Source organism: Endozoicomonas montiporae CL-33 (assembly GCF_001583435.1).
In the GTDB taxonomy this organism is placed as follows: Bacteria; Pseudomonadota; Gammaproteobacteria; order Pseudomonadales; family Endozoicomonadaceae; genus Endozoicomonas_A; species Endozoicomonas_A montiporae.
Genome location: NZ_CP013251.1, coordinates 1,454,880 through 1,471,924, shown reverse-complemented (window position 1 = coordinate 1,471,924; position 17,045 = coordinate 1,454,880). Strand labels below are relative to the sequence as shown.

Below are 17,045 nucleotides of genomic sequence, written 5' to 3'. Positions count from 1 at the left end.
ATTTCAGTTTAGACAGATTTGATACAAACATTCATTCGTCTGAACATAGCCGCTAAAATCATTAACCAGATGTGTCACTGATACAGAATAATAAACAACCGAGTACGCAGTAATGGAAATAGAAGATTTTGAATCCCTGATGCTTAAAACCCTGCTGACAGGGCTGATTCTGTTTATGGCTTTCATTGTTTATGACCTGTCAAAAAAGTCCCGGGCAGGCAAATTCGGTACATTTGTTTTATTTGGAGCACTTTGTCTGGGAGTGCTGGGCTTTGTCATCAAAGGATTTCTGATGAGTTCGATTGGCTGACAGTCATCCGCCCGAAAGAGATAAAAAAAAGCCCGGGTCAAAACATTGACCCGGGCCAGAATAGAAGAACGAACATGACAAGTCGACAAGTCAAACAGACCTGCCGTTGAGTACATCAGCACTCCATGACAAGAGATAAGATATAGCAGCCTATCTGCTTGTTATTTTGAATGTTCCGACAAATTCATTAATCCGTAAATATACGCCAAGTTTCAACACAAACTGACAACCTGCCACAAAAAACCACTCACACAGTGACGGCGGTTCGTATTATTACCCATTCAGCCATTGTAACCATTCGACTTTTAACGTAATTACCCAAAATATCCCAACCATTCCATCCAGGCTGTACCCACCGTGAGCCATATGGTCAGGTAGACGAAGCTCATCAAAAGGCCTGCTTTCCACCAGGTGGCCAATGGCACATAACCGGCACCAAACAATATAGGAGCCGGACCATTACCATAATGCGTAACTACAGCACAGTTATTGCTCAGATAAGCCAATGTCAGAGCCGCCCCCACAGGATGAACGCCTGCGCCGATCATAATAATCAGAAAGCTGGCATACATGGCACTGATCTGGGCCGTCGTTGCCGCAAAAAAGTAATGTGCAAAGTAGTACACCACACTGATGGCTATCAGACTTAGCCACACAGGCATACCCTCAAACCACGAACCTATTGAGCTACTGATAAATGTGACAACGCCAAACTCACTTAGAAAGTGCGCCATTGTGACAAAGGCACCAAACCAGATCATAGTGTCCCAGGCGCCTTTATTGCCTTTAATCTCGTCCCAGTTCAATACTCCAGACAGCAACAAAACACAGACACCACACAGAGCCACCAGTGCAGCCGACAGTCCAAAATAACGCCCGGTAACCCAGAGCACCAGTAACGCAACAAATGTCCCGGCCATAATCCATTCATCACGTTTAAAGTTGCCCAGTTCATGCAGTTTCTCAGTGGCCATCTCCACGGCTTTTGGCGTTTCCCGTAACTGGGGAGGTGAAATTCTGTAAAGCAGAACCGGCATTATGGCCAGACAAAGCAGGCCGGGAACAATGGCACCTATCGCCCAGGAGGCCCAGGTAATGTCCACTCCCTGATCTCCCGCCAGTTTTACCACCAGTGGATTACCCGCCATGGCGGTCAGAAACATACCACTGGTAATGGCATTGGCATGGAACACAACAAGGGTTAAAAAAGTCCCCATGCGTCTGGCAGAAGGTTCTCCCGGATGACTGTTGTACACTTCGGCAATAGAACGCATGATAGGGTAAACCACAGCCCCCGCTCTGGCTGTAATACTAGGCATGGCGGGTGCCAGCACGGTATCTGTCAACACCATGCCATAGCCCAGCGTAATCGTACTTTTACCGAGCATCCGCATAAAGCAATACGCCATTCTCAGACCCAGCCCGGTTTTGATGAAACCATGCGAAATAAAAAATGCCAGCACAATCAACCAGGTGATGGGTTCGCTGTAGCCAGACAGTGCCTGTTTCAGTGTCAAAGTCTGGGTTAACCCCAGTGCTGCGATACCAAAAAAGGTAACGGCAGACATCGGGATCGGCAAAACCATTACACCCAGCAATGTACTCAGGAAAATGGTCATCATTTGCCAACCTCTGGCATCCATACCTTCCGGCACAGAGAGGTTCCAAAGCACCACTCCGAGCAGCAAGGGTGCACAATACCTTAGCAACAAGGCTGGCCGGGTCAAAATAGAATGGTTTTCAGCAGGCTTTAAATCACTCAACGTTCACCTCATCCTGTGTTTATCATTGTTATCCGATCAGGAACAAAACACGCCATTGACCGGTGTTTGTAAGTTAAGGGCAACAGTGTAGTTCAGATTATTTTTTCAACCGCTGAGCACGGTTGTTTACTTTTATTCAAATACTGATGTTATAGATCGACTGTCACCCTATAATCCCATGCTATTTTCTCCGGACATGCATCATGCGCAGAAACACACACCAACCACCTTCCAAACCAGCCAGAAGCCTCAACGAGCCTGTCCGACTGATTCTGTTTAACAAGCCTTATGGTGTCCTGACCCAGTTCACAGATGCCGAAGGCAGGGCAACCCTGAAAGATTACATTGCCATTCCCGGCGTATACCCGGCAGGCCGCCTTGACCGCGACAGTGAAGGGTTGCTGCTGCTGACCAATAACGGAAAAGTCCAGCATCAGGTCAGCTCACCCATGCATAAAATGCCGAAAACCTACTGGGTTCAGGTGGAAGGTGTTCCGGATGATACGGCTCTTGACCAACTGAGAAAAGGCGTGCAACTGAATGATGGTTTGACACTGCCAGCCATCGTCAGACGTATCAGCGCCCCTGCATTACCGGATCGCAACCCTCCGATTCGGGTAAGACAGTCCATTCCCGACAGCTGGCTGGAACTGACCATAAAAGAAGGGCGCAACCGACAGGTTCGACGAATGACCGCTGCCGTTGGCTATCCCACTTTAAGGCTGGTTCGTTATAAGATAGGTGACTGGACACTGGACAATCTGACACAAGGTGCGTTTCGTGAAGTACCAGTACCTGAATCATTAAAAAAACAATTAAGCCATAAAAGCCCGAAGCAGGCTCACCATTGGCACCGGCGATCAAGGACGACGCATTGGAAGCGATAATCACCCGACATTTTTCTTTGCTTGCCAGAGTTTCTCTGGCAACCGCCCTCATAACCATGACCATCCTCGGGTTATTACCCGTTGACCAAATCCCATTGTCAGACTGGAATGACAAGCTACAACATATCGCCGCCTTTCTTGTTTTGACCTATCTGATGGATGCCAGCTGGCCTGAAACCGAATTAAACCGCAGGAAAGTACTGGCATTGCTTGGTTATGGTCTGACACTGGAAGTGCTGCAACTCTTTACAGGGTATCGTCATTTTTCATGGTTGGATCTTCTGGCGGATGCTGCAGGTATTGGCTTGTATTTAACAACAAGACCCTTATTCAAACGAACCCCGGTGGTCAACTGGCGCTGGTATCGACCCGGCATCCAAGACTGAGTTCAAAACAGACTTCTCCGGACGCCTGTTGCGTACAAGCGGCCGAGCCATCGAGCGCATGCATAATCTGGCGACACAATGACCACCATACCCCCTTTGGCATCATATAACACACTTCATCGTCATCGTTTTTCAGCGTTCCGACAACACTAAAGGTAATGCCCATTTTTTCAGGATTTTTATGCTCATACTTCTGCACTCTTACCTGAACATAAGACCCCACCCCCAGCTTTACCAGATTCTCGATGACATACCTGAGAGCCCTGGACATTTTTTCTGCATCAGCATACAAAGTCCTCGATATATCATCAGCAATCTCGAAAAGCAGCTCAACAGACTGGTCTTCACACACAATGCTGACACCATCTTTAAGAATATCCATCTGTCGCTGCATATTAAAAGGAACTTCTGTAAGCTGGCCAAGTTCTTCCTGCCGGTCAGATAACGACACCAGATAGGCGATCAGTTCATCAACCTCTGAAGCCGTTTTGCGGATATTATTCAGCAATTCCTTCTGCTCAAACGAACCGGGCTCTTCAACCTGCTGTATCTTTTCTGCAATGTAGCGGACAGGCTGCTCCAGCTCGTGAGACAGTGTTGAAAGAAATTCAGCTTTCAGCCGGCTACCTTCCAGCATTCTATGGCTTTCCTTCTCCAGAGCCTGTCTGGAATTCACTTCCGTCACCACCCATTCATCCCGTTGTCGTCGTACACGACTCCACAAACCAAGAGACAATAAAATGAGTCCAATCACGCCTGACACCGGGACAGCGTTAACATAGAAAGCAGAGCCCCCCAGTTTCAGCCATATCATTAACGCATAAACCGCTTCACCCGCCATCAGCACCAGACAGGCAGCAAAAAAGAATCTTGCCGAGCGATCCCTTTTCACCAGCCAGATATAAAGCCCTGCAAACATCAGGCAGGGCATCACCAGCAACTGTTGGCCAGTAATCAGCCAGACGGCCTGTTCATAGGTCATCAACATAGTAACAGGCAGAATAAAAATACTGAGTAGTAACAGCATGGTAAGAAAGCGGTTCAGGCTGGCCGCTTTCTTACCCAGACGGAGAAAAACAACCGAAAACATGATCAGCGATGTAACAGAAGCGCTAATATAACGCGGAGCCCCCGCACTGAGAGAAGGAGAGTCAGGCCACAGGTACTGGAGCCCGATACCACTGATCGACAGGAAATACATCAGAAAACAGCTGGCATGAATGGCAAAAAACAGGTAACTGCTACTACGAAGCCGGAGCAGGATAATCAGGTTGAAGATCAGCAGGGTCACCAGGGCACCCAGAATCATTCCCTGGGATATATTGATACTGCTTGAGCGCTCTATATAAGCCAGTGGAGACCAGAGCTTTAAAGGCACATACAAAGACCCGCTGGTTTCTATACGAACATAAAACCGTAAGGTATCGCCGGAACGGATATCCACCGGAAACAGCAAGCGCGGGTATTCCACCAGCCTGACATCAAAAGGAAACTTGTCTCCGGCATTAAGCTGCTGGAAACCATCCCAATCATCCTCAATATATATTGTCACCAGATCCAGTGGTGGGTGAGCCAGTTCAATCAGCCAGGTACCCAGTTCTTCTCCAACATAAGACAGATAGCGCAAATCAAAGCGCAGCCAGACCACTGACTCACTGATTCCTTTATTAAATACAGTTTTTTGTACCGGTTTAAACAGCGCATCGACTTCAGGCCGGTTAATTTCTTCAAGGGTGTACTGACTATCCGGGTCTTCAAGATACTCGGAAACCGTAATCAGATTGAGCTCTTCGGTATTTTCGGTGATGATCGTTACATCGGCATGGACATAAGAGAAACTGGAGACAATCAGCCATAGCCAGACGAACAGGCTTAATGCCTGCCGGGCAGTGCTCAAAATAGAGGGTTTTCCATCCAACGATGAGTAAGACATCTGTTCCTTCAGATGAATGCACAATAATAACTACAGTCTAGGAGGCTGTCCGAGAATAGACTACCCTACCGGCAACTGCTTCTGTGTTTGCACTAATACCAATTCCATGCAGTCGTGCGGCGGCAGCAAGTTGGTCAGCTTTCACTGACTTTCGGGGTAATTACCAGCCGACCCTGCTCGACTACCGCAGCGGCAGGAAAGCTGCCCAGTTTTCGATACAGAACATCTCCCTCATCCAGAGGAATAATCGGCAAACTCCCCAACTCCTGCCTGAGTGCTTTCTTCAACTGATCAATAATCAACGTTTCAACCATGGCGATATCCAGATCAATCCGGGCATTCTCCAGCTTCACATCCGAGAAAAAGAACGCCCTGTCATCCGGTCGATACTCCAGATTAGCCGTACCTTCTATCCCGAATGGAATAGGGTCGGTAATGCCTCCCTCAACATAATCACTGAAAACGTCGGCATCCAGAGTCCCATTGAAGCGAAAACCCAACGGTTGAAAGTCTCCTTCCAGAATGAGTGTTGGCGTTTCCAGATAAAGCTGGACATTAACAAAGGGCGGCAACACTTCCAGCTTGCGAATCTGTGGCGACATAAATTTCTCATTCACCAGAGACTGAAGCTGTTCTTCTGTCAGCACTTCGGATTTGGAAAACGGACATCCGGCAAGTATTGCAGTCATCATTGAAACAAGCATCAGGTTCATAACCCGAGCAATGTTACGATGTGCGCCCCAGAATATGATTAGCTTTTTCAACGGTCTTCCCCCGGTTAGATGCCAGTCCGTCGGCCCATCGAATGGGTTCAGGCAGTTTGAACCCGGCAAGGCTTTGCTGCACAAAATGCACAGCAGATGTCAGAGAAACTCTGTGTCCAATACTAACATACAACGGTTTAACACCACGGCGACTTCGCAGCACTGTGCCTATGGTTTCCTGCCCTTCCGTCAGCGCAACCACGCTGTTTTTTTCATCCGGCAAAACATCATGCTCACCACAGAGCTTCTGTTTGCCAACACCGATCGCAGGTATTCCCGATAATAGCCCCACATGGCACGCCACTCCGAAACGGCGGGGATGCGCCCTGCCCTGACCATCACACAGTAAAAGATCAGGCTTTACAGTCAGCTGTTGCAAAGCGGCCAGAACGGCCGGTGTTTCACGAAAAGACAATAGCCCGGGAATATAGGGCATGCAGGTAGGCAGGCGGGCAATGGTGAAGTCCAGCAATTGAAGTTGCGGGAAAGCAAGAACAGCCACCGCCGATCTGGTGACTGTTCCGTTTTCTTCAAAACCGACGTCCACACCAGCGATTGTGCGGACATCGTTCATATCATCGTGACAGACAATCCGTTCTGCCATTGCCTGTTGCCAGTCATGAGCCTGAGCAACGGTCAGACGGCGACCTTGTGATTCAAAGGTAAACAAATGGTCACCTCAAGACCCGGATGAACATTCCTTGCCGTAATGATGCCGCCATGATTTTTTACGGCACCCATTGCAATGGACGTCCCCAGCCCAAAGCCATCATTTTCTTTACCACGGGTGTCGTCCACCCTGAAAAAAGGCTCAAATAACGAGTCCAGGGCGTCTTCGGGAATACCCGGACCATAATCCCTGACCGTCACAATAGCATGTCGTTTATGCTTTTTAAGAGCCACTTCAACCCGGCTGCCTTCAGGCGTAAAACGGATGGCGTTGCGCACCATATTTTCAATAGCACTTCCCAGCCAGTCTTTGACACCGTTGATTTCAATGTCCTGACTTTCTGTCACCACCACTGTCTTATCCTGAGCCTGAGCCTCAAAATCAGCATCATCGACAATGTATTCTATCAGGCCATGCAGAGACACAGGTTCCCAGGCACGATCCGTTACACCACTCTGAATACGTGAAAATCGGATAATTTCGCCAATCATCTGATCCAGCCGTTCGATTTCACGCTCAATACGCCCATGCTCAGACTCGGCATCGGGCGACTTCCGCCGAGCCAGCGCTAACGATAATTGCAAACGCGTCAGGGGGGAACGCAGCTCATGGGACACATCCCTGAGCAATCGCTCTTTGTCGTTTATAAGGGTTTCCAGTTGCTCGGCCATGTGGTTGAAGTCACGACCAAACTCACCCAGCTCATCGCCACGGTCACCCACCACCTGAGCCACCCTTGCCGCCAAGTCGCCCTGCGCCAACCGACGGGAAGTACCCTGCAACTGTCGTATGGGCACTACCAGATAGCGAGCCAGCATAATACTCAGAAGGAAGCTGACGCCCAGAGCAATGATGACCAGATGCCACTGTTGGGCAAACACCTTTTTGACCCGCCAGTGCACCAGCCGCGGCATTTCCTTGGTCAGGTAGAGATCAAAGGGAGTACGATCAATCCAGACTTTCCTTGGACCCACGACCACAACACCGCTGCGAAAGGTAATCACAGGCTCGCGCCGGTCCCGGGTTTTGTTGTAGGAAAACTGGACTTCAGACGGCACCGTTGGCCTACCCACCGGTTCGCCGTTAGGCCCGAACAGATAATAATAACTACCAGGCAACTGTCTTATGGCAAGGTTGGTAGACCAGCCTGCAGCCATCCGCTCAACCTGTCGGGATGCAACTTCCAGCTCACGAAACAGGGCTCGTCGTTCAGACAGGAAATCAGCCGGGTCAACAGTAATGGCAACCGCTACGACCAGCGCCACCATCATCGACACCATGGTCAGCCAGAACCACAAAAACAGTTTCCAGAACAAACTGCGAAAGGGCCAGGCCAGCATTTTATGTATTTGCGCTTTCATTCAATCAGCTACTGCGAACGTGCTCACGGCTTGTGAACCAGTGACACCGTCACGGGCGAATATAAAAATAGCCGGCACCACGCACAGTTTTGATACGGGCAGAGCCGTCAGCACGGGTGCCAATTTTCTTGCGAACATTACTCACGTGCATATCAATGGCACGATCATAAAGCGTCAGACGACGATTCAGGGCAATCTGTGTCAGCTCATCGCGGGAAATCAGTTCACCCGCTTTTTCGATCAGCGCTTTGAGCACCATAAATTCGGTGGCGGTTAACTCCAGTACCTCACCGTCAATGGTGGCTTCACGATTCGCCAGATTCAGGGTGATATCGTCAATACTGAGGGTTCGCGGGTTGCTGTCAGCCACCTGTGTACGACCTCGACGCAGAATGGCCTTGATACGAGCCACCAGTTCACGGTGGTTATAAGGTTTGGGCAGATAGTCGTCCGCACCGAATTCCAGCCCAATAATGCGGTCAACATCGTCGCCACGGGCCGTCAGCATCAGCACGGGAATGTCCGAGGTCTGACGGACTTTTTTCAACACATCAAAGCCATTCAGCTTCGGCAGGGTGACATCCAGCAACACCAGCTGATACTCACCGGACAGTGCAGACACCACACCCGACTCGCCATCATGAACCGCCTTTACGTCATAACCTTCAGTGGCCAGATATTCGATCAGCAACTCACATAATTCGACATCATCGTCTATCAAAAGAAGTTTTACGCTGTCGCTACTCATTTGATACTCCATCCAGACAACCATGAGCACAGAGCCACTGCCCGGTGATGCAGCCGCTCCAGATAAAAAAGACCCCGGCGGGGGTTCGTCGGGGTTAAAGTACAGCTCGGGGTAACAGGGAAATTTGGCAATATGCTACCGGCCGGATGTACTAAAACCTGCCCGTATCATATTGGATTTTGACTGACAGTGCAGTTACAAATTCGCACATGCCTCCAGAATCAGGTTTAAACAATTATCCTGATCCATTCGAGACTGCTCATTGCGTCATTACGAACAGTTTCTTTGCGAACTACAAAAGACAATGAACAACCGCAGACGACCATCAGTGTATGCCTGCTGATCTAAATTTGGCGGTTAGAATCAGTAAGAGTCCTGTAAATGAGTGACAGCATCATGATGGAATACGTTCACATGTACAGCATTGCGTCAGTTGCTTGTAAAACACGCTCTGAACACTACAAGACAAGCCTTTCAGCAGGTAGAATCCACGCCCAAAGTGGAGAATGGCTCAACGGGTTTAACAAACTGTCATCCCTCGGACACGCTGCTACTCAACACGCATTGGCCACCCACCACACGCTAGCAACTCCTTCTTCTGTTTCTTCCGATCGGAGCAGTCAATGAAATCGATCATTTCACACACCCGCCAGCGACATTTGATGTCGGTTGGCTTTATCATCGCGTCTCTTTTTGCGCTGACCGGTTGTGACCAACAGCCACAACAACAGGGGCAGATGCCTGCACCTGCCGTCTCTGTCATTAATGTTACCAAACAGCCTGTTGGTGATTATCAGGAATACATCGCCCGTACTGAAGCTGTCAAAACCGTTGACCTGCGTGCCCGGGTGGAAGGTTTCCTGACCAAGCGTGATTTCATTGAAGGGGAAAATGTCAAAAACGGACAGTTACTGTTTGAGATTGACCCGAAACCCTATGAAGCAGCCCTGAAAAAAGCCGAAGCAGACCTTGCCAGCGCCAAAGCCGAACATACTAAAGCCGTCCGGGACCTTCAGCGCAGCAAAGACCTGTTCCAGAAAGGCCATATCAGTCAGGCGGATCTGGACACCCAGACCAGCAATCAGGCTCGTGCTGAAGCCGCTGTTCAGGCCGCTGAAGCCGGACTGGAAACCGCAAAACTGAACCTCGGTTACACCCGCATCCATGCGCCGTTTGCCGGTCAGATTGGTCGCGCCAGTTACAGTGTTGGCAATCTGGTGGGCCCCACCTCAAGCTCTCTGGGCACATTGACATCCGTTGATCCAATGTACGTCAGTTTCCAGGTTGATGAGCGCATGCTGGTAAACCACCTGCAGAACACCGGTGGCCAGCGCACCGATAACGGCCGCTTCGATATGCGCCTGCGCCTGCCAAACGGTTCTGAATATAACCAGCCGGGCAAATTTAACTTCGCCGACACCCAGGTTGACCAGACCACCGGCACCCTGACCCTGCGTGCCGAATTCCCGAACCCTCACGGCATCATTATTCCGGGTCTGTACGTGACCCTGATTGTTGAAAGCCACGAGAAAGAAGATCGTCCGGTGGTGCCACAGTCTGCCGTTCAGGAAAACCAGAGTGGACGATTCGTACTGGTGGTGACCGCTGACGATCAGGTGGAGAGCCGCCAGGTTGAAATGGGACGCCGTATCGGCCCGTTCTGGGTAGTCAACAGAGGCCTGAAAGCCGGTGAACACATCATCGTGGAAGGCCTGCAAAAAGTTCGCCCCGGTGTAAAAGTTCAGCCAGATATTGTCAATATTGACCCTGAAACCGGTGGCATTCTGATGTCACCTCAGGCCGACTCCAGCACTCAGCAGGGTAACTGAGATGTTCAGTCAATTTTTTATAAACAGGCCCAAGTTTGCCTTTGTCATATCGATCGTCATCACGCTGGTCGGCCTGATCGCCCTGAACACCCTGCCCGTGGCAATGTTCCCGGACATCACACCACCACAGATCACCGTTAATGCCAGCTACCCCGGCGCAGACGCCGAGACCATAGAAGAGGCGATTATACGTCCTCTGGAAGACAACATTAACGGTGTGGAAAACATGCTGTATATGGAGTCTTCTGCGGATGATGGCAGTGCCACTGTCACCGTTACCTTCCAGTCCGGTGTGGACCAGGACATGGCGATGGTCAACGTACAAAACCGTGTATCTGCGGCCGAACCGATTCTGCCGGAAGACGTTCGTCGTATGGGTGTGCGGGTACGTAAGCAGTCTTCCAACATGCTGCTGGGTATCAACCTGATATCGGACCGGCCTGAATACGACGGTGTCTATCTGAGTAACTACGCCAACAACTATCTGAAAGATCCGCTGGCGCGGGTTAACGGTGTGGCAGACGCCAGTATCATGGGCCCGCTGATCTACAGTATGCGTATCTGGCTGAACCCGGAGCGCATGGCCGCACTGGAAATTTCCACCACTGACGTTGCTGCTGTATTGCAGGAGCAAAATACAATCGTTGCAGCGGGTCAGTTGGGCCAGGGACCCAACCTGCCTGACCAGCAGTTTAACTACACCATCAAGACCCAGGGGCGCCTGAGTGATGTTGCCGACTTTGAAAACATCATTATCCGCGCCCGTCCGGACGGTACCATTGTTCGTCTGAGCGATATTGCCCGGGTCGAAATGGGCTCTCAGAGCTATGGTGCCGAATCCCAATTCAATAACGCAGATACTGGCTTTCTGGTTATCTACCAACAACCCGACGCCAACGCCATGAGCGTTGCAGCCGATGTTAAACAGGTAGTGGAGGAACTGTCAGCCAACTTCCCGGAAGGGGTTGAGTATGTCATTGCTTTTGACACCACTGAGTTTATTGACGAGTCCATTCGTGAAGTGGTTATCACTCTGTTCCAGGCGGTGCTACTGGTTATTCTGGTGGTATTCCTGTTCCTGCAGAACTGGCGTGCGACCCTGATTCCGGCTATTGCCGTTCCGGTATCCCTGATTGGTACCTTTGCCATCATGCTGGTACTGGGTTTCTCCATCAATACCATCACCCTGTTTGGCCTGGTACTGGCAATCGGTGTGGTGGTAGACGACGCCATTGTTGTTATTGAGAACGTTGAGCGACTCATTACCAAAGAAGGCATGGAGCCGAAAGCGGCGACCAGTCAGGCCATGAAGGAAGTGGCTGGCCCCATCGTGGCAACCACCCTGGTGCTGCTGGCGGTGTTTGTTCCGGTCGGCTTTATGCCGGGTATTACCGGTGGTTTGTACTCCCAGTTTGCGGTCACTATTTCCGTGGCGGTAGTCATTTCTTCCATTAACGCTCTGACCCTGAGTCCGGCTCTGTGTGCCACCCTGCTTAAGAAAGAGTCCATGGGGCATATTGCGTGGCTGAAACCTCTGGACGCCTTTATCAACAGAATGACCAAAGGCTACAAAAGCTGGGTCACACTGCTGCTGCGTCGATCCATTCTGAGTGTGGGTTTATTTGCCATTCTGATAGGCAGTGCCGGTTTCATGTTTGACAAAACCCCAAGTGGCTTCGTACCCAATGAAGACCAGGGTTTTGTGATGATAGACGTTCAGCTGCCTGATGCAGCCTCCCTGAACCGAACCAAAGATGTGATGGCCAGGCTGACCGATATGATCCGGGCAGATAAAGATGTTGACAGCGTGATCACTGTATCCGGCTTCAGTATCTTTGCCGGTGCGGGCTCCAACGGTGGTATGGCGATTGCCAACCTGAAGGACTGGAGTGAACGCCCAAACCCTGATCAGCATCAGTCTGCCGTAATGCAGCGCATTCAGGGCATGGTCTGGACACTGCCGGAAGCACAGGCCATGGCCTTTGAATTCCCGCCCATTCCGGGTCTGGGTACGTCCGGCGGTTTTGACTTCCGTCTGCAGGACACCGAAGGGCGTTCCGCACAGGAGTTGGGACAGGTTCTGAACGGGCTGGTTTACCAGGCAAATCAGGATCCTCGCCTGAATCGTGTATTCAGCACCTGGCGTGCCAACATCCCTCAGTACTATCTGGATGTGGATCGTGACAAAGCCAAAGCCCAGGGCATCGCACTGTCTGAAATTTTCATGACACTGCAAACCCAGCTGGGTTCAGCGTACATCAACGACTTCAACAAGTTTGGTCGCTCCTACCAGGTGCGTCTGCAGGCAGAGAGTGAGTACCGTACCGGTCCTTCCGACCTGAGTCGTTTCTATGTGCGCAACAATAAAGGTGAAATGGTACCGCTGACGACAGTGGCAACCCTGAAGCCGATTCTGGGCCCTAACAGTCTGAAACATTACAACATGTTCCGTTCTGCCAACGTCAGTGGCCAAGCGGCTCCGGGACTGAGTTCCGGTGAAGCGATCACCGCCATGGAAGACATCGCTCAAACGCTGCCAGACGGTTACACCTACTCCTGGTCCGGCCAGAGTCTGCAGGAAATCGAAGCCGGCAACCTGGCACCGCTGCTGTTCAGTCTGGCGTTCCTGTTTGTGTATCTGTTCCTGGTGGCTCAGTACGAGAGCTGGTCTATGCCGCTGGCGATCATCAGTGCCGTACCGGTGGCCGCCTTTGGTGCATTCGCCGGTATTAACCTGTTCCGCCTGATGGCTCCGGAGATGGCATTCGACATCTATGCCCAGATCGGTATGGTTCTGTTGATTGGTATTGCCGCCAAGACCTCCATCCTGATCGTGGAATTCTCCATGGTTCAGCGTCAACAGGGCAAGAGCGTTCTGGACGCCGCTGCCGATGCAGCTGCACTGCGTTTCCGCGCGGTACTGATGACAGCACTGTCGTTTGTACTGGGCGTAATGCCACTGGTATTCGCCAGCGGTGCCGGTGCTGCCAGTCGTAAGATCATTGGTACAACAGTAATGTCCGGTATGATCGCCGCCACGGTCATCGGTACACTGCTGATTCCTGTGTTCTACTTCCTGCTGCAGCGTCTGCGCGAGCATTTCAACCCGGATAAAGCTAACTGCTAACCGGCTCCCTTCTGCCCCGGATACAGGTCTGTCCGGGGCAACCTCCCTTTCCTCAACCACTGTTTTTACCCAACAATTAGTACCGATTTGTCTATAGTGTTCTGGTCACCATAAGGATAAATCCAATGCTGACCCGTTTTTTTCTGCAACGCCCCCGTTTTGCCCAGGTACTGGCGCTGATTATTTTTATCAGCGGATTACTGAGCCTTCCCCTGTTGCCTACACTGGAATACCCGGATGTCACACCGCCTCAGGTTTACGTGAACGCCCATTATCCGGGTGCCACTGCCAGCCAGGTGGAACGAAACGTTGCCAACCCCATCGAGCAACAGATCAACGGGCTGGATAACCTGCTCTACTCCTCATCCAATAGCGCCAACGATGGCTCCATGAACATGGAGGTGACCTTTGCTGCGGGAACGGATCTTGATATTGCCACTCTGGCAGTACAAAACCGGGTCACACTGGCACAATCCTATTTGCCCCTGGAAGTGCGCGAACGAGGTGTTCAGGTTTTCAAGAAAAACCCCACCCAGCTGATGTTTGTGGTTTTTTACTCGGATAACCCCGAGCACTCCGATATCTGGCTCAGTAACTATGTCAGCCTGAACATCATGGATAACCTGTCCAGACTTCCCGGTGTCAGTGATGTCATGATTTATGGCAATAAAGAATACAGCCTCCGCATCTGGCTTGATCCGGATCGCATGGCAAGCCTTGGGCTGACCCCGAAAGATGTTGAAGACGCACTCTACGATCAGCATCTGGAAGTCATTTCCGGCAAAGTAGGACAAAAACCCTCTCTGGATCATCAGCAACTGGAATATGTCATTGAAGTCGAAGGGTTGCTGCTGACCACCGAAGAATTTGAGCAGGTGGTCATAAGGCGCAGCAAAGACGGCAAGCTGGTTCGACTTGGTGATATTGCACAAGTCGAACAGGGTTCAAAAGACTATGACTTTGTTAACCGGCTGGATAATGCTCATGCCATTCTTCTCTCGGTTTATCAAACACCCGACTCCAATGCCATTGAAGTCAGTCAGGCGATCCACAAAGAGCTGGAGCAACTGAATAAACGACTGCCGGCAGGGCTCAGCTATATCGTTCCGTACGACAGTAGCCTGTTTGTTAAGGAGACCCTGAGCGAACTGAAATGGACTCTTCTACTTACCATCGCACTGGTGATTCTGGTCATCTATCTGTTTCTGGCCGACTGGAAAGCCACACTGATTCCTGCTATTACCATTCCGGTTTCACTGGTAGGCAGTTTTACCGTTCTCTATGTTCTGGGATACAGCCTGAATACCGTTACCCTGTTCGGGCTGGTGCTGGCAGTCGGCATTGTCGTGGATGATGCCATTGTCGTCGTGGAAAACGTTCAGCGACAAATGCAGGAAAACCGCCTGTCAGCTCACTCTGCTGTCGTCGCTGCCATGAAAGAAGTAACCGGCCCGGTGATTGCCACAACCCTGGTTCTGCTGGCGGTGTTTTTCCCCATTGGTTTTATTCCGGGTACATCCGGGCAGTTTTATAAAGAATTTGGAGTCGCCACCTCCAGTGCCGTACTGATCTCCTCCATCTGCGCCCTGACCCTCAGTCCATCCATGTGCGCCTTGCTGCTCAATGAAAAAGACCGTGCCCGCCATCCTCTGCAACTCTGGTTGCAGTCCGGTTTCCAATGGATAACTGACGCCTATCTGAATATCACCCGCTGGTGTCTGAAACACTGGAGCATGGCTCTGGTCATATTGCTGGCTTCAATCATCGTGGTCTGCTGGCAGTTTAAGGTCTTACCCAAAGGCTTTATACCCATTGACGACCGAGGCTATTTCTTTGTATTTGTACAGCTGCCTGACAGTCACTCAGTTAATCGAACAGACAAGGTGCTGAAAGACGTTGTCAGCATTATTCAGAACGAGAAAGAGGTCGAGCATACTGTTGCTGTCACAGGGTACAGTCCAGTCTCCGGATTCAACGCCTCCAACTCGGGGTTTGTCGCCGTTATCCTCAACCCCTGGAGTGAACGAAAAAACAGGGATTCATCATCCTTTGCCGTCATTGACCGGGTTCAGCAATCGCTGGAGGGCATCAGCAGTGCCAGTATTATGGCGATCCCGCCCTCAGCCATACCGACCATGAGCATGCTCAGCGGGTTCAACTTTAAACTTCAGGATCGTCTGCAACAGTCACCCCGGACACTGTCCAGAATGCTCGATATTGTTATGGCGCAGATAGAAGCCCGACCTGAAATTCAGCGACCCTTCAGCACTTACCGTGCCAATGAACCTCACCTGAAAGTCATTATTGACCGGCAAAAGCTTCTGAACCAGAACGTTAAAATGTCCAGTCTGCAAAATACTCTGCAAAGCTATCTCGGCACCCGTTATCTGGGCTATTACTACAAATTTGGCCGACTCTATAACACTATTCTGCAGGCTCAGACCAAAGACCGGACAACACCGGAAGACCTGCTTGAACTCCACGTTCGCAACGAGGACGGAAAAATGGTGCCCTTGAAAACACTGGTAGAAATCCAGCCGCATATGGGTCCATCCAACCTGGAACACTACAACCTGATTCGCTCGGCTTCCATCAGTGGACAGGCCGCTCCGGGCTATACGACAGAAGATGCCATGAGGGCAATGGAAGACATTGCCAGACAGTTGCCCGATAGCTTCACCTATGAATGGTCCGGTCTGTCCCTGCAGCAGCTCGAATCCAGTCAGTGGACCGTTCTGATTCTGTTGCTCGCCCTGTTGTTTTCTTACCTGTTTCTGGTAGCGCAATTTGAAAGCTGGCTTCTGCCCATTGCTGTGATGGCTTCGATTCCTATTTCACTGGCAGGTGCCCTGCTGGCACTTTACCTGTCGGGTCTCGATAACAATATTTACGCTCAACTCGGCATCGTTCTGCTGATTGGTCTGGCAGCCAAGAATGCCATTCTGATTGTCGAGTTTGCCCGGCACAGGGAACAGGAAGGTGACACTCTGTTTAGCGCAGCCAGCACAGCTGCCCGCCTGCGCTTCAGGGCGGTTACCATGACAGGATTGTCTTTTATCCTCGGTGTATTACCTCTGGTGATGGCCAGCGGAGCAGGCGCCTCGGCAAGAATTTCCCTCGGACTTCCAGTGTTCTGGGGAATGCTCAGCGTTGCCATTCTTTCCACCCTGTTAACTCCGGCTTATTACCTTGTTATCCGCACTGTGCATATACATTGGAACAAAGGCAGGTAATAATCATACCTGCGAGGTACGGATATCAGCAGGG

Annotated in this window: 12 protein-coding genes; 6 read left to right on the top strand and 6 right to left on the bottom strand. The window is 50.8% G+C overall.

Annotation, left to right across the window (positions count from 1 at the left end):
* The first annotated feature begins 112 nt into the window (after positions 1-112).
* Positions 113-310 carry a DUF2788 domain-containing protein gene (locus tag EZMO1_RS06410; RefSeq protein ID WP_034874664.1) on the top strand — a complete coding sequence of 66 codons (198 nt, stop codon included), beginning with the start codon at positions 113-115 and terminating at the stop codon, positions 308-310.
* A 314-nt stretch (positions 311-624) separates the two neighbouring features.
* On the opposite strand, the gene EZMO1_RS06405 is transcribed toward EZMO1_RS06410, so the two are convergent.
* The gene (locus EZMO1_RS06405) at positions 625-2,073 is read right to left on the bottom strand and encodes a DASS family sodium-coupled anion symporter (protein WP_082211886.1); all 1,449 of its coding nucleotides are present in this window, start codon (positions 2,071-2,073) and stop codon (positions 625-627) included.
* A gap of 203 nt (positions 2,074-2,276) precedes the next feature.
* Here EZMO1_RS06405 and EZMO1_RS06400 point away from each other — a divergent pair, with 203 nt between their 5' ends.
* Both EZMO1_RS06400 and EZMO1_RS06395 read left to right on the top strand, forming a co-directional pair.
* Positions 2,277-2,960: a pseudouridine synthase gene (locus EZMO1_RS06400; protein WP_051789745.1), complete on the top strand. Its 684-nt coding sequence runs from the start codon at positions 2,277-2,279 to the stop codon at positions 2,958-2,960.
* The gene (locus tag EZMO1_RS06395) at positions 2,948-3,346 is read left to right on the top strand and encodes a VanZ family protein (RefSeq protein WP_051789746.1); all 399 of its coding nucleotides are present in this window, start codon (positions 2,948-2,950) and stop codon (positions 3,344-3,346) included. The genes EZMO1_RS06400 and EZMO1_RS06395 overlap by 13 nt, the downstream gene beginning before the upstream one ends.
* Here the strand turns inward: EZMO1_RS06395 and EZMO1_RS06390 are convergent.
* The 5 genes from EZMO1_RS06390 to EZMO1_RS06370 all read right to left on the bottom strand — a co-directional run bounded on the left by EZMO1_RS06390 (position 3,309) and on the right by EZMO1_RS06370 (position 8,822).
* Positions 3,309-5,279, bottom strand: coding sequence for a sensor histidine kinase (locus EZMO1_RS06390; protein WP_034874666.1), 1,971 nt, complete (start codon positions 5,277-5,279; stop codon positions 3,309-3,311). The two genes, EZMO1_RS06395 and EZMO1_RS06390, sit on opposite strands and share 38 nt — an antisense overlap.
* 134 nt (positions 5,280-5,413) lie before the next feature.
* Positions 5,414-5,971, bottom strand: coding sequence for a hypothetical protein (locus EZMO1_RS06385; protein WP_145912498.1), 558 nt, complete (start codon positions 5,969-5,971; stop codon positions 5,414-5,416).
* 34 nt (positions 5,972-6,005) lie between these two features.
* Complete coding sequence (gene nfi, locus EZMO1_RS06380; protein ID WP_236631995.1) at positions 6,006-6,713, bottom strand: deoxyribonuclease V; 708 nt, start codon at positions 6,711-6,713, stop codon at positions 6,006-6,008.
* Positions 6,680-8,074 (bottom strand): ATP-binding protein, encoded by a 1,395-nt coding sequence (locus EZMO1_RS06375; protein ID WP_051789748.1) that lies wholly within the window; start codon positions 8,072-8,074, stop codon positions 6,680-6,682. The genes nfi and EZMO1_RS06375 overlap by 34 nt, the downstream gene beginning before the upstream one ends.
* Positions 8,075-8,123: 49 nt before the next feature.
* Positions 8,124-8,822 carry a response regulator gene (locus tag EZMO1_RS06370; RefSeq protein WP_034875526.1) on the bottom strand — a complete coding sequence of 233 codons (699 nt, stop codon included), beginning with the start codon at positions 8,820-8,822 and terminating at the stop codon, positions 8,124-8,126.
* A 623-nt stretch (positions 8,823-9,445) separates the two neighbouring features.
* Here EZMO1_RS06370 and EZMO1_RS06365 point away from each other — a divergent pair.
* The 3 genes from EZMO1_RS06365 to EZMO1_RS06355 all read left to right on the top strand — a co-directional run bounded on the left by EZMO1_RS06365 (position 9,446) and on the right by EZMO1_RS06355 (position 17,011).
* Positions 9,446-10,651 carry an efflux RND transporter periplasmic adaptor subunit gene (locus EZMO1_RS06365; protein WP_034874670.1) on the top strand — a complete coding sequence of 402 codons (1,206 nt, stop codon included), beginning with the start codon at positions 9,446-9,448 and terminating at the stop codon, positions 10,649-10,651.
* 1 nt (position 10,652) lies between these two features.
* Positions 10,653-13,778, top strand: a complete 3,126-nt coding sequence (locus EZMO1_RS06360) for an efflux RND transporter permease subunit (protein WP_034874672.1) — start codon at positions 10,653-10,655, stop codon at positions 13,776-13,778.
* Between the two features lie 125 nt (positions 13,779-13,903).
* Positions 13,904-17,011, top strand: coding sequence for an efflux RND transporter permease subunit (locus EZMO1_RS06355; RefSeq protein WP_034874676.1), 3,108 nt, complete (start codon positions 13,904-13,906; stop codon positions 17,009-17,011).
* Positions 17,012-17,045: the final 34 nt, after the last annotated feature.